General features: G+C 61.7%; 22 protein-coding genes and 1 pseudogene. 14 read left to right on the top strand and 9 right to left on the bottom strand.

From position 1 onward, the window contains the following. Positions 1-36 precede the first annotated feature (36 nt). Positions 37-1884 carry a 3D-(3,5/4)-trihydroxycyclohexane-1,2-dione acylhydrolase (decyclizing) gene (iolD, locus tag AC1DPX_RS21935; protein WP_477239550.1) on the top strand — a complete coding sequence of 616 codons (1848 nt, stop codon included), beginning with the start codon at positions 37-39 and terminating at the stop codon, positions 1882-1884. 1 nt (position 1885) lies between these two features. Then, positions 1886-2638, top strand: coding sequence for an HpcH/HpaI aldolase family protein (locus AC1DPX_RS21930; protein ID WP_477239548.1), 753 nt, complete (start codon positions 1886-1888; stop codon positions 2636-2638). A gap of 405 nt (positions 2639-3043) precedes the next feature. Here the strand turns inward: AC1DPX_RS21930 and AC1DPX_RS21925 are convergent, their stop codons facing one another. Next, positions 3044-3865, bottom strand: a complete 822-nt coding sequence (locus tag AC1DPX_RS21925) for a TIM barrel protein (protein WP_477239546.1) — start codon at positions 3863-3865, stop codon at positions 3044-3046. A 133-nt stretch (positions 3866-3998) separates the two neighbouring features. After that, on the bottom strand, positions 3999-5030 hold the full coding sequence (locus AC1DPX_RS21920; RefSeq protein WP_477239544.1) for a LacI family DNA-binding transcriptional regulator: 1032 nt from the start codon (positions 5028-5030) through the stop codon (positions 3999-4001). 142 nt (positions 5031-5172) lie between these two features. On the opposite strand from AC1DPX_RS21920, the gene AC1DPX_RS21915 reads away from it, so the two are divergent. The 9 genes and pseudogenes from AC1DPX_RS21915 (at position 5173) to AC1DPX_RS21875 (ending at position 11501) form a co-directional block, all read left to right on the top strand. Then, a complete protein-coding gene (locus tag AC1DPX_RS21915; RefSeq protein WP_477239542.1) occupies positions 5173-5361 on the top strand; it encodes a hypothetical protein in 189 nt (62 codons plus the stop codon). Continuing rightward, on the top strand, positions 5358-5540 hold the full coding sequence (locus AC1DPX_RS21910; RefSeq protein ID WP_477239540.1) for a hypothetical protein: 183 nt from the start codon (positions 5358-5360) through the stop codon (positions 5538-5540). Before AC1DPX_RS21915 ends, AC1DPX_RS21910 begins: the two co-directional genes overlap by 4 nt. Positions 5541-5591: 51 nt before the next feature. Continuing rightward, positions 5592-5748 (top strand): annotated as a pseudogene (locus tag AC1DPX_RS21905) (ferredoxin reductase); the annotation flags it as partial. 25 nt (positions 5749-5773) lie between these two features. Further along, positions 5774-6574: a 3-methyl-2-oxobutanoate hydroxymethyltransferase gene (locus AC1DPX_RS21900; protein WP_477239538.1), complete on the top strand. Its 801-nt coding sequence runs from the start codon at positions 5774-5776 to the stop codon at positions 6572-6574. After that, positions 6571-7464: a formyltetrahydrofolate deformylase gene (gene purU, locus AC1DPX_RS21895; RefSeq protein ID WP_477239536.1), complete on the top strand. Its 894-nt coding sequence runs from the start codon at positions 6571-6573 to the stop codon at positions 7462-7464. Before AC1DPX_RS21900 ends, purU begins: the two co-directional genes overlap by 4 nt. Positions 7465-7621: 157 nt before the next feature. Further along, positions 7622-8563: a sugar ABC transporter substrate-binding protein gene (locus AC1DPX_RS21890; RefSeq protein ID WP_477239534.1), complete on the top strand. Its 942-nt coding sequence runs from the start codon at positions 7622-7624 to the stop codon at positions 8561-8563. Between the two features lie 75 nt (positions 8564-8638). Then, on the top strand, positions 8639-10177 hold the full coding sequence (locus AC1DPX_RS21885; RefSeq protein ID WP_477239532.1) for a sugar ABC transporter ATP-binding protein: 1539 nt from the start codon (positions 8639-8641) through the stop codon (positions 10175-10177). A 29-nt stretch (positions 10178-10206) separates the two neighbouring features. Then, positions 10207-11235 carry an ABC transporter permease gene (locus AC1DPX_RS21880; protein ID WP_477239530.1) on the top strand — a complete coding sequence of 343 codons (1029 nt, stop codon included), beginning with the start codon at positions 10207-10209 and terminating at the stop codon, positions 11233-11235. Between the two features lie 71 nt (positions 11236-11306). Further along, positions 11307-11501 (top strand): LacI family DNA-binding transcriptional regulator, encoded by a 195-nt coding sequence (locus AC1DPX_RS21875; RefSeq protein WP_477239528.1) that lies wholly within the window; start codon positions 11307-11309, stop codon positions 11499-11501. Between the two features lie 410 nt (positions 11502-11911). Here the strand turns inward: AC1DPX_RS21875 and AC1DPX_RS21870 are convergent, their stop codons facing one another. The 7 genes from AC1DPX_RS21870 to AC1DPX_RS21840 all read right to left on the bottom strand — a co-directional run bounded on the left by AC1DPX_RS21870 (position 11912) and on the right by AC1DPX_RS21840 (position 18858). Then, on the bottom strand, positions 11912-12724 hold the full coding sequence (locus AC1DPX_RS21870) for an SDR family NAD(P)-dependent oxidoreductase (protein ID WP_477239526.1): 813 nt from the start codon (positions 12722-12724) through the stop codon (positions 11912-11914). After that, complete coding sequence (locus tag AC1DPX_RS21865; protein ID WP_477239524.1) at positions 12724-13722, bottom strand: sugar phosphate isomerase/epimerase family protein; 999 nt, start codon at positions 13720-13722, stop codon at positions 12724-12726. The genes AC1DPX_RS21870 and AC1DPX_RS21865 overlap by 1 nt, the downstream gene beginning before the upstream one ends. Positions 13723-13748: 26 nt before the next feature. After that, a complete protein-coding gene (locus AC1DPX_RS21860; protein ID WP_477239522.1) occupies positions 13749-14516 on the bottom strand; it encodes an SDR family NAD(P)-dependent oxidoreductase in 768 nt (255 codons plus the stop codon). A 30-nt stretch (positions 14517-14546) separates the two neighbouring features. After that, complete coding sequence (locus AC1DPX_RS21855; RefSeq protein ID WP_477239520.1) at positions 14547-15653, bottom strand: ABC transporter ATP-binding protein; 1107 nt, start codon at positions 15651-15653, stop codon at positions 14547-14549. Positions 15654-15705: 52 nt separating this feature from the next. Further along, positions 15706-16611 carry a carbohydrate ABC transporter permease gene (locus AC1DPX_RS21850; protein WP_477239518.1) on the bottom strand — a complete coding sequence of 302 codons (906 nt, stop codon included), beginning with the start codon at positions 16609-16611 and terminating at the stop codon, positions 15706-15708. Beyond that, positions 16604-17539 (bottom strand): carbohydrate ABC transporter permease, encoded by a 936-nt coding sequence (locus AC1DPX_RS21845; protein ID WP_477239516.1) that lies wholly within the window; start codon positions 17537-17539, stop codon positions 16604-16606. The genes AC1DPX_RS21850 and AC1DPX_RS21845 overlap by 8 nt, the downstream gene beginning before the upstream one ends. 65 nt (positions 17540-17604) lie before the next feature. Then, on the bottom strand, positions 17605-18858 hold the full coding sequence (locus tag AC1DPX_RS21840) for an ABC transporter substrate-binding protein (protein WP_244730496.1): 1254 nt from the start codon (positions 18856-18858) through the stop codon (positions 17605-17607). A 157-nt stretch (positions 18859-19015) separates the two neighbouring features. Between AC1DPX_RS21840 and AC1DPX_RS21835 the strand changes: the two genes are divergently transcribed. The 3 genes from AC1DPX_RS21835 (at position 19016) to AC1DPX_RS21825 (ending at position 21924) form a co-directional block, all read left to right on the top strand. Then, positions 19016-20221, top strand: a complete 1206-nt coding sequence (locus AC1DPX_RS21835; RefSeq protein ID WP_477239514.1) for an ROK family transcriptional regulator — start codon at positions 19016-19018, stop codon at positions 20219-20221. Between the two features lie 163 nt (positions 20222-20384). Next, the gene (locus AC1DPX_RS21830; protein WP_477239512.1) at positions 20385-20609 is read left to right on the top strand and encodes a hypothetical protein; all 225 of its coding nucleotides are present in this window, start codon (positions 20385-20387) and stop codon (positions 20607-20609) included. 70 nt (positions 20610-20679) lie between these two features. Further along, complete coding sequence (locus AC1DPX_RS21825; protein WP_477239510.1) at positions 20680-21924, top strand: ABC transporter substrate-binding protein; 1245 nt, start codon at positions 20680-20682, stop codon at positions 21922-21924. Positions 21925-21960 lie beyond the last annotated feature (36 nt).

Below are 21960 nucleotides of genomic sequence, written 5' to 3'. Positions count from 1 at the left end.
CAAAGGCGAGCCGACGCTCCGCAAGAGGACTTTTTCATGACACAGGCTACGATCCGATTGACGATGGCGCAGGCTCTGGTGCGCTATCTCACGCAGCAATTCATCGATGACGAAGGCACGGAGCGTCGGCTCTTCGCCGGCGTGTTCGCGATTTTCGGCCATGGCAATGTCACCTGCCTTGGTGAGGCGCTTGCCGCCGCCGAAGATGTTCTGCCGACATGGCGCGGCCAGAACGAGCAGTCGATGGCGCTCGCCGCACTTTCCTACGCCAAGGTCAAGCGGCGCCGCCAGATCATGGTCGCCGCTTCGTCGATCGGTCCCGGCGCCACCAATATGATCACGGCCGCAGCAGCCGCTCACAGCAACCGCATACCTGTGCTTTTCCTTGCAGGCGATGTTTTTGCCGCGCGCCGGCCCGATCCGGTCTTGCAGCAGGTCGAGAATTTCGGCGATCCGACGCTCACGGTCAATGACGGCTTCAAGTCGGTCTCGCGCTATTGGGACCGCATCACCCATCCCGCGCAAATCCTGAATTCTCTGCCTCAGGCTGTCTCCGTCATGCTTGATCCGGCGACGGCAGGTCCGGCGTTTATCGGCCTCTGCCAGGACGTTCAGGAAATGGCCTTCGATTATCCGGAGGCTTTCTTCGCACGCACGGTACATCGCATTCCGCGCCCGCGCCCCGATAGGGCTTCGGTCGCGGATGCTGTAACGGCGTTGTCAGCGGCAGAGCGGCCACTGATCCTCGCCGGCGGCGGCGTGCGCTATTCCCTAGCCGAACGTGAGGTTTTGGATTTCGCCCGCCGTCGGGGAATTCCGGTTGCCGAAACCATTGCCGGCAAGGGGACGTCCGCCCATGGCGATCCACTTTCGTTGGGTGTTCTCGGGGTTCTGGGGACTGCCGCAGCCAATGCCGCCGCCGGGCGTGCCGACGTGGTGTTTGCTCTCGGAACGCGGCTGCAAGATTTCATTACCGGCTCGTGGACCGTCTTCTCGCCGGAAACGCGTTTCGTTTCGCTCAACACGGCTCGTTTTGACGCCGTGAAGCACCGTGCTCTTGCGGTCGTTGGTGATGTGCGCGAGGGCCTCGCTGACATCGATGCAGGTCTTGGCGCGTGGCGGGCGAACCCGAATTGGTTGGCGCAAGGTCAGGCCGACATGGCCAATTGGGACGCATTGATTGATGAACTCCAGGCCCCTGACAACGCCTTCGTGCCATCTTATGCGCAGGTGGTCGGCGTCGTGAACCGGGCGGCGGGTGCGAAGGACATGGTGCTCGCCTCGGCTGGCGGCATCGTCGGCGAACTGACCAAAGGATGGCGGGTCACCGGCACCTATGGCTTCGACTGCGAAATGGGCTCATCGACCATGGGTTATGAGATTGCCGGCGGTTGGGGCGCGGCCATGGCGCGCGAAGATGGCGATGTCTTCGTCATGCTCGGTGACGGCTCTTACATGATGATGAATTCCGACATCTATTCGAGCGTTCTGACAGGTCACAAGATGATCGTCGTCGTTTGCGACAATGGCGGCTATGCGGTCATCAACCGTCTGCAGACCTACAAGGGCAATCGTCCGTTCAACAATCTGATTGCCGATTGCCGTGTCAAGGAGCCGTTTTCCGTTGATTTCGCGGCACACGCGGAAGCGATGGGTGCTGCGGTGCGGCGGGTCGAAGCCCTTGCCGACCTGTGCGCCGCGGTCGCATGGGCCAGGGAGCAGGATCGAACCACGGTCCTTTCCATCAAGGTTGCGCCCGATCGCTGGACGCCCGGTGACGCGTGGTGGGACGTCGGCGTGCCCGAGGTCAGCGAACGCTCGGAGGTGATGGCGGCTCGCGAGGATCATCAGGTAGGGCGGAAGCGCCAGCGCCAAGGAGTCTAGCATGCTGAAACCCGGCAACGCTTTCAAACGCGGCCTGGAAGAGCGCCGCGCCCAATCTGGTCTTTGGGTCAGCCTCTGCTCGCCGGCATCGGCCGAGATCGCCGCTCATTCGGGTGCGGATTGGATCCTCGTCGACATGGAACATGCCCCAAACGAGGTGTCGGGCGTCGCGGATCAGCTTCGCGCCGCCGAGTCCGGCTGCGCAGTCATCGTGCGGCCACCCGAATCCAGCCAGGTTATCACCAAGCGGCTTCTCGACATCGGTGTCAAAACTCTCATGTTCCCGATGATCGACACGGTGGAACAGGCAAGGGGGGTGGTGAGTTGGACCCGGTATCCCCCTCATGGTGTGCGTGGGGTTTCAGGCGTCATACGGGGCAATGGTTATGGACGCGACAAGGGCTATCGCTCTCGGTTGAACGACGAGATCTGCGTCATTGTCCAGGCAGAAACGCCGCAGGCGCTCGCCAACATCGCCGAGATCGGCGCGGTCGAAGGCGTCGACGCGATCTTCATCGGCCCTGGCGATCTGGCCGCGGCCTTGGGCTATCCCGGCCCAGCCGAGATGCAGCAAATCGTCTATGAAACACTGACTGCGATCCGGTACACCGGCAAGGCTGCCGGCGTCCTGGCTTATGGCGCGGAGCCGGCGCGGGGAATGTTTGCGCATGACGCCGATTTCGTAGCCGTCGGCGCGGACACCTGGCTGCTTGCCCGTGAAACGAGCGCGTTGATCGCCAGCGTCAAGCTGTGAAACTTGATCCTCGGCCTTGGTGTACCGTGTGACCGGCAGGTATGACCGCACCGAAGCTGCCTGAACGCCGATCTGATGCCTGACGGTTATTTCTCTGGTGCGATGTCGATTCCGAACCACTGGGTCGAAAATCAAGTCAATGTCCCGTCCGCGATCTCCAGGGCATTGGATGAGTTTCGACGGCGTCGCGCGCACAGAATCCGGGTCGGCGAGGTCACCGCGCGGACCGCCGTCACGCCAGCGGGAAACTGCGCCGTCTCAGGGGAAGGCGTCAGGGTGCGGACCTGCTTCTCACGCCGGGCAGCTGGAATGCATAAAGCGTCCCGCAAGGTGCAGTAAGCCGGCAAGGGCGTGCTGCCACCCCGTGCCGCGCGTAGTCGCAGCCAAATGCGTCGCCCATGCGCTTTACAACCGGGCTCGAATGAAGGCGATGCTGTCGGCGATCGCGCGTGCGGGATCATCGAGTTCATGGACGGCCGGCGAGAATGGCTCGAAGGAGAGGGGGCCGGCATAGCCCGCGCTTTGCAATGCCCGGATCTGGCCGATATTGTCGAGGCGGTCTTTTCCATCCACGAGCACGCGATGCGGGTCGCGCATGTCGTCGACCACCACATCCTCATCGGCGACACCCGAAATATGGACGAGGCCGGTCATCTCGGCAAACAGAGCTGGCTCCCCGGCGAGGTGATGATGAAACGTGTCATGCACCAGCCCGAAGGCGCCCACGGCGTCGATGTCCACGATGGCATCCGCCGCCTCCCGCTTCGAGCGCAGGGAGCAGATGCTGAAGCCGAGCGGCTCGACCAATCCGACCACGCCGCGGTCGCTCAGGATCGGCTTCAGGGCTCGAAGGGCGGTTCTTGCGTTGTTCTGGCGTTCGCCGTCCGCCTGTCCCGAGCCATCGTTGACCGGAACCAGGACCAGCGCGGCCGCGCCGGCCGCCTGCGCATAGTCGGCGAGGGCGATCGCCTCGGCCTCGCGGGCCGGCGTCCATTCGTTGAAGCGCTGCAGCGCGTTGATGCTGATCAGGGACACCCCCGCATTGCGGGCTTGACTGCCGATTTCGGCTGCGGGCGTGCCGTCCATCATGGCGTTGCCTGCAAGATCGTTGCGGATTTCCGCCTGCGCCACTCCCACCTTGCGGCAGAGCGCGAAGAACGCGTCCGAGCGCAGCGAGGGCGCTACCATATGGTTGAGTGCGAACGACGGCAATCGAGCAACTGGCATCGGGTATTCCCTCTCGTTGTGATGCCGGTCATTGCTCCGGCGCGGCCGCCGATCCCATCATCCGGCGGCAGGATGCCGTCAACCCTCGCTGATGAATTTTTATCATTCATGATAGATTCTATCGCAAGGATGCCTAGATATTCTCCGGCACGTGGATGTCGAAGGGAAGGAAGGTCTGCCCCGGGGCGTTGGCGGCGCCGTCCTTGATGGCATGCGCCATTAGATTGACGAGATCGCTGCTCAGCCGCGCCAGTGGCGTTGCGAACACCATGGTGATGATGTTGTTGGCGAGTGCGGCGCGTGACTCCGGCGTTATCTCGTTGCAGATCAAGACCGGGGGATGGGCAGGCATGGCCGTTCTCAACGCAGTGATAGCGCCTTCCATGCCGCCGCCAGCTACATAGCATCCGACGAGATCGGGATGCCTCTCGAGCAGGTCGAGCATCGCATGGTGGGTTAGATCGGCCGTTTCGAGATTGACCAGCGTCTCAAGCACAGTGAATTCCGGTGCGTGCTCCCGGAAATAGGCGCGCACGCCGATCTCTCGCAACTCTTGACCGTGAAAGCGGTGACTGCCGACAAACACCGCGACCTTGCCGGGTCGGCTGGCGCACTGCGCGATCATCCACGCGGCGGTGCGTCCTACCTTGCGGTTGTTGAGGCCCACATAGCCTTCCCGTACGCCCGGAGCAAAATCCGACAGAAGCGAAAACACCGGGATCCCGCGGGCCTTCAAGCTCTCCACGGCGGCCGTGATCGTCGGATGATCGGGGCTGACCAAGGCAATGGCGTTCGTCTTTGCCGCCAGTTTCTCCAGATGGACGACGATGTCCTCGGGAGCCTGGCTCGACCAGAAATCGACAACCGGAATTCCACGGAACCGGGGCGCATGCATCGCCGCGGCCTCCAATTCGCGCGCGAACTCCTGGTAGAAATGCTGCTCGGGCTTCTGCAGAAGAAAGCCCAGCCGGTATTCCGGGAGATCTTGGCGGATCCGCTGCTTGATCAGGGGTGCGGCGTGGTAGCCGATGACGGTCGCCGCCTCGTAGACCCGCTGCGCTGTCTCCTCGCGCACCGGAAGGCGGTTGTTCAAAACCCTATCGACCGTCGCCACGCTGACTCCGGATGCCTGGGCCAAATCCGAAACCGTTGGTCGCTTGGCCAAGGCAGTCTCCCTTTGACGAGTTCGAACGAATGATAGTAGATGATAGAAAAATTGCAAGTGGTGTTGATGGGAATGATTGAATTTGGTAGCTTTATTGCATGACAGGTTATCAGTCTTGGTTCCAGCCTGAAAAGGAAAGATCATGACCAGCGCAGCCGCCGCAGCCGAAGACTATGGGCCGACGACACAAGACTGCGTTCTGAGAGGGCGCGAAGCGCGTCGCGCCGGTCAGCACTTCCCGATGGTGGCGTACCACGCGCTACAGAAGCTGAACTGTCTGATCAAGCGCGCCAGCCATCGCCTTCCGTTCCGACAGGCCACCGCGAAATGATCGCGGCCTTCCTGCGCCGGTTGCGCAACGAGGACGACTTCATCAAGCGCAATCTCCTGCCAATGGCGCGGCCGTATCGCGAGCAGCTCCACGCCAAAACCAAGGTTGCCTCGGAACAACAGCCTCCCAAGGCTACGGAGGCGGCGGCGCGCCGCCGTCTCCGACTTCGACCCAGATAAAATCCTCGGAGATGAAAGTGACGGATTGGATTGAGGCCTGCGGCGCGGGCCGCGGACGGACATTTGCTTTGGGCGATCGGCATCGGTCCCGGCAACGCGGTGGCCAGCGACCTTCGCCTGGCCGACATGCTGATCGCAAGGCAGGCGCGGCCGGACCTCGGAACGGACGTTGCCCGACGTGAAACTCAAGACGTTGCTGGCGGCATGATCGCGCAAAATGGGAGGTGCAGACGATGAGCAGGAAGAGGCCGACGGTAGCGGATATCCGCGCCATGAAAGGCAAGTACCAGTTCACGATGATCCGCGTGGAGACGCTGGACGAGTTGGAGGCTGCCGAGAAGGCCGGCGTCGACATGGTCTCGGTGCCGCCGCAGATGATGGTTCTTCCCCATTTCCGCGAGGTTGCGCCAAGCCTGTTTGCGGTGCCAGGCGTCAATTTCTTCGAAGTCGGCACGGCGGACGATTTTGTGCGCTGGGCTTTCGCGCTCTACAAGGCGAGCGCCGACGCCGTCTATTGCAGCGCCAGCCTGGCCACCGTGAAGCGGCTCGCTGACGAAGCCATTCCTGTAATCGGCCATGTCGGGCTGATCCCGTCGCGGGCCACCTGGACAGGCGGCTTCAAGGCGGTCGGCAAGTCGGCCGAAAGCGCCCTCAGGATCTTCGACGCGGTCAAGGCATACGAAGCGGCCGGCGCGTTCGGCGTCGAAATCGAGGTGGTCCCGGCCGAGGTCGCGGCCGCCATCAGCGAACGCACGTCACTGTTCATGGTTTCCATGGGGGCCGGAACCGGCTGCGACTGCCAATACCTCTTTGGCGACGACCTGTTGGGCCAGAATCGCGGCCACGTACCCAGGCACGCCAAGGCCTATCGCAATTTCGCAGCCGAGTTAGACCGCCTGCAGCGCGAGCGCATCGCGGCGTTCTCCGAGTTCGCCGCCGACGTGCGCAGCGGCATCTACCCCGAGCAGCGCCATGTCGTGGGCATCGAAGCGGGCGAACTGCGCCGCTTCCTCGATGGCCTGCCTGTCTCATGAACGCTCATTCCGAAAAACCGCCCCACAGGGAGCACACCGTGGTGGACAAGATCCACGTCCTCAGCCTTTCGTGCGACGACCACCCCGGCATCGTGGCCGCCGTCACCACCGAACTTGCGGCAATTGGCGCCAACATCGCCGAGAGCAATCAGTTCTGGGATCGTCAGACGAACCGCTTCTTCATGCGGATCGCCTTCGCGGCACCGGCTGGTGCGGTCAAGGACGATTTCGAACGGGCGCTGAAATCGCCTGTCGAGCGCTTCGGCATGAAGGCCACGCTGCTCGATCAGGGCCGTCGGTTAAAGATGATCGTCATGGTCTCAAAGTTCGACCACGCACTCCTGCACATCCTCTACCAGATCAGAGTCGGATGGCTGAACGCCGAGGTTGCGGCGATCGTGTCCAATCATGAAGACTGCCGCAGCAGCGCCGAGGCCGCCGGCATCCCCTATCATTGCTGGCCGGTTTCGAAGGACAACAAGGCCGAGCAGGAGGAAAAGCTGCTTGCGCTGGTTCGCGAAACGGACGCCGAACTGGTCATCCTCGCCCGCTACATGCAGGTCTTTTCGAACGCTCTCTCCAAGCGCCTCTACGGCCGGGCGATCAACATTCACCACTCGTTCCTGCCGAGCTTCAAGGGCGCTAAGCCCTATCACCAGGCATTCGAGCGGGGCGTCAAGCTGATCGGCGCCACCGCCCACTATGTCACGCCCGACCTCGACGAGGGGCCGATCATCGACCAGGAGACCGAACGCGTGACGCACTCGATGAGCGCGGAAGATTTCGTGGCGGTCGGCCGCGATATCGAAAGCAGGGTGCTGGCGCGTGCGGTCAAGCTGCATCTGGAGACCCGCGTCATGCTCAACGGCCACAAGACGATCGTCTTCTAACCTTTCAGGCGCGGACGCGGGTGAATGTGGAATTCGTCACGGCAATATTGCCACCGGCCCTTGGCGCTGAGGCACTTGCCGTTTCGATACGGCCCCCGAACGGGGGGAGTTCCGGGAGGATCGGGCGAACCGGACGCCTTAAAATGGAGGAACTGACATGAAGAAACTGATTCTGGGCGCCGCAATCTCGGCGCTGATGACGACCTCGGCGCTTGCCGAGAACATCGGCGTCTCGATGGCGCAGTTCGACGACAACTTCCTGACCGTTTTGCGCAACGGGATGATCGATTACGCGAAGACGCTGGAGGGCGTGACGCTACAGGTGGAGGACGCACAGAACGACGTCGCCAAGCAGCAGAGCCAGATCCAGAACTTCATCGCTTCAGGCGTAAGCGCGATCATTGTCAATCCGGTGGACACGGACGCGACAACTGCAATGTCGAAGATCGCGGCCGATGCCGGCATCCCTCTGGTCTATGTCAACCGCCAGCCGATCAACGTCGACAAACTGCCGGAGAAGCAGGCGTTCGTGGCATCGAACGAAGTCGAGTCGGGCACTCTGGAAACGAAGGAGATATGCCGGCTGCTCAAGGAAGCGGGCAAGACCGAAGCCAAGATCGTGGTGATGATGGGCGAACTGTCGAACCAGGCGGCCCGCCAGCGCACACAGGACGTCCACGACGTGATCGCGACACCCGAATGCTCGTTCATGAAGATCGTCGAGGAGCAGACGGCCAACTGGTCGCGCACCCAAGGCACCGACCTTGTCAGCAACTGGCTGTCGGCCGGTATTCAGTTCGACGCCGTCGTTGCAAACAATGACGAGATGGCGATCGGCGCCATCCAGGCGATGAAGGCGGCCGGTATCGACATGAAGACGATGCTGGTCGGGGGTGTCGACGCAACCGGGGACGCGCTCGCCGCGATGGCAGCCGGCGACCTCGACGTCACCGTGTTCCAGAACGCCGCCGGCCAGGGCGTCGGTTCGGTCGACTCGGCGCTGAAGCTCGCCAAGGGCGAGAAGGTCGACCAAAAGGTCTTCGTGCCGTTCGAGCTGGTGACGCCGGCCAATCTGGCGACCTACCAGAGCAAAAACTGATCTTGCCTGGCCGACACTAGCCGGGCGCGCATCCGCGCGCCCGGCCGAAAATCACCCCAGGAGGAGGAGCACGCCATGAGCAGTGCATCGACACCAGCCGCAGCCCGCGAAAGGGCTTCGGCCGCAGGTTCCGAATATCTGTTGACCATCGAGAACGCCCGCAAGGAATTTCCCGGCGTCGTCGCACTGGACGACGTGTCGTTCAGGCTGCGGCCTGGAACGGTTCATGCGCTGATGGGCGAGAACGGCGCGGGCAAGTCGACGCTGATGAAGATCATCGCCGGCATCTATCATCCCGACCGCGGTGAGGTGCATCTGCGCGGCAAGCCTATCAAGTTGAAGTCGCCGCTGGACGCACTCGAGAACGGCATCGCCATGATCCATCAGGAACTCAACCTGATGCCCTACATGACGGTGGCGGAGAACATCTGGATCAGGCGCGAGCCGCTGAACCGCTTCGGCCTCGTCGACCATGCGACGATGAACAGGATGACGGCGGATCTGTTCCGACGGCTAAACATCAACATCCATCCGCAGGTGCAGGTGCGCGATCTCTCCGTCGCCAACCGGCAGATGGTCGAGATCGCCAAGGCCGTCTCCTACGAATCTGACGTGCTGATCATGGACGAACCGACATCGGCGCTGACCGAGCGCGAGGTCTCCCACCTGTTCACCATCATCCGCGGTCTGAAAGCGCAGGGCAAAGGCATTATCTACATCACCCACAAGATGAACGAGCTGTTCGAGATCGCCGACGAATTCTCGGTGTTTCGCGACGGTCGCTACATCGGCACCCACCTTTCGAGTGATGTGACCCGTGACGACATCATCCGCATGATGGTCGGGCGCGAGATCACACAGATGTTTCCTAAGGAGGAAGTCCCGATCGGCGACGTCGTGCTGTCGGTGAAGAACCTGACGCTAGAAGGGGTCTTCCGCGACGTCTCTTTCGACATCCGCGCCGGCGAAATCCTGGGCGTCGCCGGGCTGGTGGGTTCGGGCCGCTCCAACGTCGCCGAAGCGATCTTCGGTGTGACGCCGGCGAGTTCGGGCTCCATAGAGATCCACGGCAAGCCAGTGACCATCTCGTCGCCGAACGTCGCTATTCGTCACCGCATGGCGCTGCTCACCGAGGACCGCAAGGAAACCGGCTGCCTGCTCATCCTCGACATCCTCGAGAACATGCAGATAGCGGTGCTGCAGCAAGACTACGTGTCACGCGGCTTCGTGGCCGAAAAGGGCATCACCAGCGCCTGCACGCTGATGAGCGAAACGCTGCGCGTCAAGACGCCGAATCTGGCGCAACGCATCGAAAACCTGTCCGGCGGCAACCAGCAGAAGGTGCTGATTGGGCGCTGGCTCCTGACCAAACCGAGGATCCTCATCCTCGACGAGCCGACACGCGGCATCGACGTCGGCGCCAAGGCCGAGATTCATCGCCTGGTCACGGAACTCGCGCGCGATGGCGTGGCGGTGATGATGATCTCGTCGGAGATGCCCGAGGTGCTCGGCATGAGCGACCGCATTCTCGTCATGCACGAAGGACACGTCACGGGAATTCTCGATCGGGCGGAGGCGACACAGGTCAAGATCATGGAACTGGCTGCGAAATAGGACCGAAACAACACTAGGGAGGATACAACATGTCTACGAACAACATATTGCCGGGGCCCGCCGTTTTCACTGGGATCGGGGCCAACAGGCGCCGACTGCCGGTCGAAGCGAACATCCTGCTCATCCTGCTTGGAATTGCACTGGTGTTCGAGTTGCTCGGCTGGATCTTCGTCGGCCAGAGCTTCCTGATGAATGCGCAACGCCTGAAGATCATGATCCTTCAGGTCTCGGTCATTGGCATCATTGCGGTGGGCGTCACCCAGGTCATCATCACCGGCGGCATCGACCTGTCGTCGGGGTCCATGGTTGGCCTGACTGCAATGATCGCGGCCAGCCTGGCGCAATCGTCGGAATGGACCAAAGCACTCTATCCCTCGCTCACCGATTTGCCGGTTTTCGTCCCGATCCTGCTGGGCCTGGCCGTCGGCCTGCTCGCTGGCGTGTTCAACGGGGCGCTGATCGCCTACACCAAAATCCCGCCCTTCATCGCGACACTGGGCACGATGGTATCCGCCCGGGGCCTGTGCAAATGGTACACCAAAGGTCAACCGGTGTCGGGGCTGACGGACCAGTTCAACTTCATCGGCTCGGGCATCTGGCCGGTGGTGGTTTTCCTGGTGGTAGCAGTGATCTTCCACGTGGCGCTGCGCTATACGCGTTATGGTAAGTTCACCTACGCCATCGGCGCCAACGTGCAGGCCGCACGTGTCTCCGGCATCGACGTCGAGCGTCATCTGATCAAGGTCTATGCCGTAGCCGGTCTGCTCGCGGGGGTCGCGGGCATCGTCACCGCATCGCGCGCGCAAACCGCACAGGCCGGAATGGGTGTGATGTACGAACTTGACGCGATTGCCGCGGCGGTGATCGGTGGCACCTCGCTGACGGGCGGCGTCGGCCGCATCACGGGCACGGTCATCGGCACCATCATCCTCGGCACGATGATGTCGGGTTTCACCTTCCTGCGCGTCGATGCTTTCTATCAGGAGATCATCAAGGGCCTGATCATTATCGCCGCCGTGATTGCCGACGTCTATCGCCAGAAGAGCCGCAAGACCTGATGCAGCGGCGGCGGCGCAGCCGCGGCTGTGCCGCCGCCGTCCGTTTCAAATAGCGGCACGGAGAGTTGGACATGACATACGAACCGGCGATTGGGATCGAACGGCTGGGAACTATCAAGGAAATTGCCGCGGCGGCGAGCGTCGGCGTCGCCACCGTGCACCGCGTCCTGAAGGGGCAATCAAAAGTCTCGCCATCCACTTCGCGGACAGTGATGGATGCGATCCGCAGGATCAATGAGCTGAAGATAAGCCGCGCGCGTCTGTAAGAGACCCACAGCGTGGGACCCGATCACCGAACGAAAACACCCGGATCCGCAAAAATTCTGACTTTCACGTTGCCGTGCGCTAGTGGAGCGGTGACGGTACTTTTCGAGACAGGCTTGGGTGCTCATCCAACGGCCGCAAAGTGCAAAAATCGTCCGATTGGTCTCGATTGTTGGTGAAACCTCAAAATATTTTTTGCAGCGATTTTCGCTTTAAAATCAACAGCGTAATTTTTTGACGGTTCTGGTGTCGGACTTTGCACCTTGCCGAAAAATATTTGACAGTAATTTCAACGAGTTATATGTTGTTTTAACAATCGAGTGGGAGTGACGGGACCACTCAGACGCCGCCGAACATACGTCAATCTGCGGCCGCGTCCCTTCGCCAGCGGACATCGCCAAACGGCGACCATTTAGCCTGGGAAGATAGTGAAACCGCCATCGACGCGGATGACCTGGCCGTTGATGAAGCGCGCGCGCGGACCGGCGAGAAAGGCCACTGCCTCGGCGATTTCTTCCGGCTCCGCATAGCGGTTCAGCGATTTCTTGCTCGAATCCATGCGCGTGGGATCTACCACTCGGGTCGCCTGGAACCGGGCCGTCTTGGTGGCGCCGGGGCTGACCGCATTGACACGCACGCCATCGTCAATCAGTTCTTTGGCGAGACAGCGCGTGTAATGTACGACCGCGGCCTTCAACGTCGAGTAGACGACCTCGGGTGAGACGCCGAGATGTGCTGCCGCCGACGCGATGTTGATGACGGAACCGCCGCCGCGCTGCTTCATTGGCGGCACGAAAGCCTGGCAGACCAGCATCGTGCCGATCAGATTGTTCTCCGTGAGCACGCGGATGTCGTCCAGTTCGATGTCGAGGGCGTTGTTGGGGGTCGGCTTGCCGCCCTTGGCGCCGATGTCGCCGCCGGCACAATTGACAAGCACATGCACGTCACCGAGATCGGCCTCGATCTTGCGCTTCATCTCGGCCACTGCCTTCTGGTCGCCAATGTTTCCGGTTACCGAAGTGACCCTCGTGCCATGCCGCTTCAGGCGCTCGACCACCTCGCCGAGATTGGCGAACTCGCCATATTTGGCCGGTGCTGTTTCATCCATGTCATGGATCGCGACATTGGCGCCGAGTTCCGCCAGGAGCTCGGCCATCACGCGACCAAGGCCACGACCGGAGCCGGTGACGAAGGCGGTCAATCCATCGAGTTCACGTGTCGCCATCAGATCTTCTCCACTTTCATCAAACCAAGGTTGCGCATGTTGGCGGCGCTGCGCCGGATCATGTCGAGCTCATAGGAAACGAGGGAACCGTCGTCTTCGCGCTCCCAAGGGGTGCGGTAGTCAGCGTCGTCGGGTAGGCGATTGCGCTGCGCGGCCCGCAGGCAGGCGGCAAATTCGCGCGCCGTTTTCGGCGGATAGCCGCGCCACCAGTCGTCGCTGAGAAAGCGGACATGCCTCGCCTCCAATGCGCCTGGTTCCAGAACGGCGGTCATGCGATCGTGATGTTCGGCAAGGACTGCAAACAGCTGGGCAAACGGCACTGCGCCATCGCCGATGGCACAACGGATCAGCCTGTATCCTTCGGTCGTGAATTGCACGCGGTAGTCCTTGAGGTGGACATGGCGGACATAAGGTGCGATCCGCCGCGCAAAATCGAGCGGCGCTTCGCCGACAGGGAATGTGTTGCCGGTGTCAAAAGTGACGCCGATGCCTTCGCCGCCGAGCGCGCAGAAATCGACGAGTTCCTGGCTGGTGAAGTCCTGGTGGTTTTCGATCGCAAGCACGTGGCCCTCGGCAATCGCGCGGGGGCCCCATTCCTTCAATCTGTCTCGAATGATGCCGGCGAACTCGCCCCATTTCTCGCCGGCGGCGTTGCGGTCGCCACACAGAACCGGCGTCAGTGCGGTTCGGATGATTTTCACCCTCAGCAGGCGTGCGGCTCGAAATGCGGCGTCGAGCGGTTCGCCCACCAGAAGCCCGCCACTGACGATCGGTGTGATTCCAAGGCCGGCGAGCCTTTCGCGCAGCGCGATCACCGCGTCGTCGGAAAGCTCCGTCAGCCATGGCACCCAGATCTCCAGCACCCGCGCGCCAAGTTCGGTCGCAAGCGCGATGAAACCTTCCAGCCCTGCCGGCTTGGGATTGGCGCGTGGCGTGCCGCGGGCCTGGAGGCCGAGATGATAGGTCAGACCGTAGGGGGTCAGGCCGACCTGGAGCATGGAGCGATCCTTTGATGGGGCTGGGGTCATCGCAGACCGGCATCCACGGTGATCGACTGCTTGGTGATCATGCGGCTATCGTCGGCGGCGAGGAACAGCACCGTACGCGCGATCTCCTCGCCCAGCAGAACCCGGCGGATCATCTGGCGCTGCACCACCTGGTCGATCGACGCCTGCGTCTTGTACCAAAGCCGCCGTTGCCGGTCGGTGATGACGGCGCCCGGCTCGATGGCATTGACGCGGATGTTGTCGGGACCAAACGCCCGCGCCAGCGCGAATGTCAATCCGACCACTGCAGCCTTGGCCGTCGCATAGGGCGCCATGTCCGCCGCGCCGAAACGCCAGGCGATCGAGGAAAAATTGACGATCGAACCAAAGCCCAGTTCCTTCATCTGCGGATGCACGGCCTGGGCGGCAAAGAAGTGGTGCCTGAGGTTCACGTCCTGGGCATGGTCCCAGTACGCCTGCGTCACGTCGATGACCGGGTGGCGATTGTCGTCGGCGGCGTTGTTGACCAGCACCGCGACAGGTCCGAGGCGGTCGCGCACAGTGCCGATCGCAGCCTGCAGCGCGGGAATATCGGTCACGTCGCAGTGCATGAACAGCGGCGGGTGCGCTGCCGTGGCGCCGAGTTCTCGCGCGAGCTCTTCGCCGGCCTCCTGCTGCAGATCGAGAAACGCGACGCGTGCGCCATTGGCGGTGAAGGCGCGAACCGTATCGGCGCCGATGCCAGACGCGCCGCCGGTAATCAGCACGACACGGTCGGCCAGGCTCGGATAGGTGGCAAAGGGCAAATGCGAACTCTCTTCAGATCAGGCGTTGGGTCAGATCAGGCGTTGGGTCGTCGGGTCGAACAGGCACGCACGCGCCATGTCGATGCCGAGCGTCACCGTCTCACCCATCCGAGGCGTGCCGTCGGGGTCGAAACGACCGGTGATCTCCTTGGCGCCCAGGCGCAGAACGGCCATGGTCTCCGCACCCGTCGGCTCGACCAGTTCGACCACGGCATCGATTTGCGCGATGCTTGGCTTGCGACGCTGAAGATCGGGATCAAACCGGTAGATGTGCTCCGGCCGGATGCCAAGCACGAGCTGTCGCGGCGTATTGGATGGAAGGGTCTGGACGATCGGCAGGACGGCCGTCTTGCCGTCGGCGGCCTGCAAGGCAACGCCAGGGCGACCGCCGTCCTCGCTCAGTTCGGCCGTCAGAAAATTCATCGCCGGCGATCCCATGAAGCCCGCGACGAACATGTTGGCCGGACGGTTGTAGATCGTGGCCGGCTCATCGAATTGCTGGACCGATCCCTGATGCATTACGGCGATGCGCGAGGCGAGCGTCATTGCCTCGACCTGATCGTGGGTGACGTAAACCGTCGTCTTGCCGACGCGGTGATGCAGTTTCTTGATTTCGGTACGCATGTCGACGCGCAGCTTGGCGTCGAGATTGGAGAGCGGCTCGTCGAACAGGAACAGTTTTGGATCACGCACCAGCGCCCGGCCCATCGCGACGCGCTGGCGCTGGCCGCCCGAAAGCTGTCCGGGTTTGCGCCCAAGCAACGGTTCGATCTGCAGGAACGCAGCAACCCGTTTGACCGCCTCGTCCTGTTGCGGCTTCGGTACGCGGCGGCTTTCCATGCCGAAGGTGATGTTCTCGCGCACCGTCATCGTCGGGTAAAGCGCGTAGGACTGGAACACCATAGCGATGTCGCGGTCCTTCGGTGCAACCGAATTGACCAGCCGGCCGTCGATGCGGATCTCGCCGGAGGTTACGGTTTCCAGCCCGGCGATCGTCGCGAGCAATGTGGACTTGCCGCAGCCGGACGGTCCGACCAGCGCGATAAACTCACCGTTCTGCGCCTCGAGATCGATGCCCTTCAGCACCTCGACCGCGCCGTAGTTCTTGCGCAGGGATCGGATGGTCAATGTCGACATGCGATGCCTTTCTTGGCGGTCGGGGCCATCGGCGACATCAGATAGGCTCCCGTCACTTGATCGCACCCTGGGTCAGGCCGCGGACGAAATACTTGCCACCGAAGAGATAGATCAGCAGCGGCGGCAGCGCGCCGATCAGCACGGCGGCGCTCATGACATCGTAGGCGCGTACATTCGTGCCGCTTGCCGTCAGCGCCACGAGTGCGGCCGTGATCGGCTGTTGCTGCCCGGAGGTGAAGACGACACCGAACAGATATTCGTTCCAGATGCCGGTGAACTGCCAGATCACCGTGACGATCAGGATCGGTGAGGAGAGCGGGAGAATGATCTTGCCGAAGATGCGCCAGAAGCCTGCGCCATCGATGCGTGCCGCCTTGATCAGATCGTCGGGGATGCTGACGTAGTAGTTGCGGCAGAACAGCGTGGTGAAAGAGATGCCCTGGATGACGTGGATGACGATGAGCCCGTAGGTCGAATTGCTGAGGCCCAGATTGCCGAGGATGAACGCCCAGGGCATCAACGAAATCTGGCCCGGAATGAAGACGCCGAGGAGCATGCAGGTGAACAGCGCTTCCGAACCCCTGAAGCGCCATTTCGACAGGATGTAACCGTTCATCGCGCCGACCGCCGTCGAGATGATCGTCGCCGGGATCGTCATTTTCAGAGAGTTGTAGAAGTTGCGCTGCATGCCCTCGCAGGTCCCGCCGATGCAATAGGTGCTCCAGGCCTGGCCCCAGGCTTCAAGGCGGAAGCTCCGTGGCAGCGAGATCAACCCGTTGCGCGCGATCTCTTGCTGGTCGCGGAATGAATTCAGCACCACGACCAACAACGGGACCAGGTAGATCGCCGCGAAGATAACCAGCAGCCCATAGATGACGAAGCGGGTGAGGAAATGCCTGCGCGCCGCAACTGTGGCAGCGTGATGATCCTGCGCCTGGTCCAGCGAGACGTCAGCCATGGCCGGCCTCCTTGCGCCGGCGCCAGACCACCCAGAACGAATAGGGCACCAGCACCACGGCAAGAGCGGCAAGCATCATGATGGCCGCCGCGGCGCCTTCGCCGATCTGGCCGCGTTGGAACATCAGGTCATAGACGTAAATGGCAGGGAACGTGGTCGAGATACCAGGGCCTCCTTTCGTGAGGGCCGCCACGAGGTCGAAGGTCTTGATGGCGAACTGGATCTGGATGACGGCGACCGCCAGGAAGATCGGCGCAATCGTTGGCAGAAGCACTTTGCGATAGATGCGGAAGGTCGATGCGCCGTCGATCTGCGCGGCCTTGACGAGGTCCGAATCGACCGAACGCAGACCCGCCAGGAACAGTGCCATGGCAAAGCCCGAGGCCTGCCAGACACCGGTGATGATCACCGCATAGATTGCATAGTGTCGGTCGCTGGCGAGCGCGAAGCTGAAATTCGTCCAGCCCAATCCGCGCACCATCGCCTGGATACCGTCGGTCGGGTTATAGAGCCAACTCCAGACCGTGCCGGTGACGATGAAGGAGACGGCCAGCGGATAGAGGAAGATCGTGCGCCAGACCGCTTCGCCGCGCACACGCTGGTCGATCAGGATCGCCAGCAGCAGCCCCACGGCCATCGAACCGACGATGTAGAAACCGCTGAAGAGAAAGAGGTTGGTGTAAGCGATGTTCCAGCGCCGGTTCGCCCAGAGTGACGCGTAGTTGTCCAGACCGACGAAGCCGTAGGTCGGGAGCAGCGAGGAGTTGGAGAGCGAGATGTAGAGCGTCCAGCCGGTGAACACGAAAACGTAGATGAAGCTCGCCACAAGCGAGGGGCCGAGCACCAGAAAGGGCATCGCGGAGCCCAGCCGCTCGCGCCAGGGGCGGGCGGGCGCCGGGGTCGACAGGATCAGGTCGTGATTTGACATTTGCGGCGCGGAACTGGATGGAGGATGGCCGGGTGCGGATAGAAACTGCGCCCGGCCGTTCCTGTCTACTTCTGTGCTTCGGCCGCGTCGGCCATCGCATTGGCGCCGTCCTCCGGTGACATGTCGGGCGTCGCTACGAACTCGGTAATGGAGTCCATGATCGCGCCGCGCATCTTCTGCGGGATGGTCATGTTGTGCGCCATCGAGCGGACCAGCGTGCCGTCCTTGATCGAAGCCTGGAGATCCTTCTGCGAGAGCTGCTGGCACGGATTGAAGCCCTTCGACAGATCGATATCCAGGCGTGCGGGGATCGAGCCCTTGGCCTGGTTGAAGACCGTCTGGAAGTCGGGCGACAGGATCAGGCTGGCAAGCAGCTTCTGGCCGTCGATGTAATCCTGGTCCTTTTGCTTGAAGAACACGACCGAGTCCGAGTTGAGGATGAAGCCGGGTTTGCCCCAGTCGGTCGGCGCCTGGGCGCAGACATAGTCGGTGCCTTCCTTAAAGCCGGCGGCGGTCAGCAGGCCGATCGTCCAGTCGCCCATGATGTGGAAAGCCGCGTCGCCCTTGCCCACGAGCGCCGACATCGAATCCCAGTCGCGGCCAACCATGCCCGGATCCATGTACTTGGTCGTCATCAGGCGCATCTGCTGGAAGGCCTTGACCATCCCCGGGCTGCGCATGGATTCGACATCGCCCTCGACGAAGGCCTTGCGGTAGAGATCGATATCCTGGCCGTAGAGCACGACCTCGAACACCGTCGAATCCGTCCAGTCGGCGGTCGAATGCGAGATGCAGATCTTGCCGGACGCGACGATCTTGTCGCAGGCCGCATTGAACTCGGCCCAGGTCTTGGGCATTTCCGTCACGCCGGCGGCCTGCATGACCTTCGGCGAGGCCCACAGCCAGTTGATGCGGTGGATGTTCATGGGGGCGGCGACCCATTTGCCGGTCGGCTTCATCACCGGAAGCAATTCCGGCGCGACCACTTTTTCCCATCCTTCCGAAGCCGCCAGTTCGTCGAGATCAGCGGTCATGCCGGTCTTGTTCCACTCGGCGATTTCCGGACCTTTCAGCTGCACGGCGGGCGGGGCATTGCCGGCGATCACGTCGGCACGCAGCTTGGCCAGCGTATTGGCCGTGTGACCGGCGATCGAGGTCTGTTCCCATTTGCCGCCCTTGGCGGTGAACATCTCGCCCAGCTTGGCGATCGCCTGCGCGTCCGATCCAGTCGCCCATTGATGCAGCAGGTTCGTCTTGGGCTCGGCGAAGGCTGCCCCGGCGGCAAAGGTGCACGCAACGGCGGCCGCGAGGGCGGTCATGATGCATTTCATAGTTTCACTCCCATATGGTGTTGCACGGTTCGTATCGACCGCTTATGGCCGCGGTTTGAAGCCGCCGCCGGCGAGATGCGTTAATCTCAAGTTCTTTCCAAGATGACATATTGGAGCTATCAGTCAACGATGTTTATGTTGGTCCATGACAAAACCTTCGCTTAGAACCTGGCTGATCGACAGGCCGCCCGCATCGCCGGAGAGCATGATTGTGCGTTGCCTGAGTGAGCGCGGCGCCCTCTCGGCGTCGCAGATCGCACGTGTCACCGGTCTGGCGCGCTCGACGGTCTCAACCGCGCTCAATGGCTTGAGAAAATCGGGCATGGTAATCGAAGCCCCGACCAGCCACGAGGGGATCAGAGCCATTGGCAGGCCAGCCGCGGCCGTGACGCTCAATCCGACAGCGGGCACCTGCGTCGGAATTCATCTGGGGCTTCAGCAGATAAGGCTGATCGTCGCCGATGTCTCACATTCCGTCATTGCCGAACAAACTATCCCCATGGCACTGGACTACCAACCGCAGCAGGCGGCCCAGATGGCCAAATCGGCAATTGCCCAATCTTACGAAGAAAATGGTCTGCCGATGGCGGGACTCCTGGGGGTTGGGATTTCCGTCTCTGGTCCTGTCAGTCGCGATGGAGTGGTCCTGCGCGCGAGCATCGTTCCAACATGGGCTGGCGTCAACATACGAGATGTGTTCGGACCCGTCCTGGAGCGGCCGATCTTCGCCGACAACGAGAGCAACTGCTCGGCCATTGCCGAGCTGATGTGGGGTGCGGCCATCGGCCAAGACGATTTTGTGCTGTTCAAGATCGATCTGGGGGTTGGTGGCGCCATTGTCCAGCATGGCCAGCTGGTGACGGGCATTGCCGGCGGTGCCGGCGAATTCGGGCACATCAGCATCGATCCCGGCGGCGATCTTTGTCGGTGCGGCAATCGCGGATGCCTGGAACTCTATGCGAGTTTTGCCCGGCCACTGGAACAGATTTCGCGTGTTGTGCGGCGGCAGGTCACCATGGACGATGTCATTATGATGGCCAAGGAGGGCGACGTCAGGGCGTTGCGGATGATCGAGGATACCGCCGAGATTGCCGGCCGGGGTCTCGGCTTGATCGGCTCGGTGCTCAACCCGCCGCTCATCATCATCGGGGGCCAGATGGCGTTGGCGGGTGACATTCTGTTGACGCCGCTGATCGGGTCCTATGAACGCCACACGCTCATCAAGTCCCGCGATGTCGCTCCGGCCCTGCGCACGCGGATAATCGTTGGCAAGCACACCGAGAACGATGCGTTGCTGGGCGCGGTCGGCCTCGTGCTGAGACACCAGACGAAGGAACTCTCGCTCGGCTGATCGGCTGGGTCAAGTCGCGACTGCGGGGGGTTGAAGAGCCTCCGGGCTTGCGCATGCGCCAGATCTCCTTGGCGATGAAGCCGTATCCACCAAATGGCGGACGCTCTCTTCATGAGCGTCTTAGGTTTCAGAAGCAATTTTCCGGTGCGTACGGGCACGGGCGATGATTCCCAAGCCGGGCTGGACGAGGTGGCGCGCAGCTGCCTCGTTTTCCTCGACCTATGAGACGATGCGAGCCTTCGCCAACATGAAGTGGATCGACGCCCTCGCAAGGGTGCTGATCGTTGGCGGATTGGGCACGTTGCTGCCCGCCCAGGCTGCTGACCTGGAAGGCAGTTTTGATCACCCGCAAGCATCCTCCCGCTCTTCATCTCATCATACCAGTTGACATGATGATGGTTGCCGCTAAGGTTGACCAGGGTTCGGCGGATGCGAGTACACGGTCAAGGGAGGAGACTATGCAAACGTCAAGGAAACTTCGGCGCGTAGCGCTTTTGGGTGCCATCGCCATGGTGGTCGCGGGTGAAGCGTCGGCGCAAGAAGTCAAGGTTTGGACCCTGACCTTCGCCAATGATTCCGCCAACAAGGCATGGGCTGACATCGTCAAGGAATTCGAGGCTGCCAATCCTGGTGTCACCATCAAGGTGGAAGGCCGCGGCACCGATGAACACAAGTCGGCGCTACGGGTCGCCTCAGGTTCCGACCAGGGGCCGGACATCTATTTCATGTGGGGCGGCCTTGGCCTTGGCGGCGAATTCGTCAAGGCGGGGCTCAGCCTGCCGCTCGACAAATACTACTCGGAATACAAATGGGACGACGAACTGCTCTCGCCGGCGCTTTCCTTCTCCAAGCAGTATGAGGGTGGCAGGCACGGCGTGCCCTACACATTCCACGGCGAGGCGCTTTATTACAACAAGGCGCTTTTCGAGAAGGCCGGTATTACCACGGCCCCCGCGACCTATGATGAACTTGTTGCAGACGCCGAAAAGCTGAAGGCCGCCGGCATACCGGCGATCACCTTTGGCGGAACCGTCAACTGGCACGTCATGCGTCTCATGGACATGATCCTGGAGACCAAATGCGGGGTCGAGAAACATGACCGTCTGATGAGCATGCAGGTGAGCTGGGCCGACGAGGCCTGCGCCACGGCCTCATTCGAGGAGTTCCACAAATGGACATCGAATTACACACTGAAGCCGTTCATGGGAATCGATCAGGCGCAGTCGTTCAATCTCTTCCTCGGCAATCGAGCCGCCATGATGCTTGAAGGCGACTGGCTGGTGGGGCAGCTCAAGGGTGAAAACCGCACCGCGGATTTTGGTCTGTTCCCGTTCCCGACCGGTACTGACCGCCTCTACGGCTTCGCCGAGTACAACTACATTTCGACCAAGAGCAAAGTTCCCGACATCGCCGCCAAATTCCTGAACTATCTCGAATCCACCGACGTGCAGCAAAAGCACCTTGGCGATTTCGGTTCGATCTCGGTCAACAAGAACGTCAAATACACGAGCACAGAACCGCTCGACCAGAAATGGATCGAGATCTTTGGCAAGTTCCCCGCGACGTTCGTCAATGGCGACCAGGCCTTCCCGCTCGACGTCACCACCGAATACTTCCGGGTGATCAACGAGGTTGCCAGCGACAATCTCGATCCCAAGGCGGCAGCCGCCGAGTTGCAGAAATTCATCGGCAATCGCAGCTGATATTGAACCTCGCGATGGCCGGCCCCGACAAGCCGC

The organism is Mesorhizobium sp. 01N446 (assembly GCF_056399285.1).
Note: the sequence above shows the minus strand (reverse complement) of the source record. Positions and strands in the feature narration are given on the sequence as shown.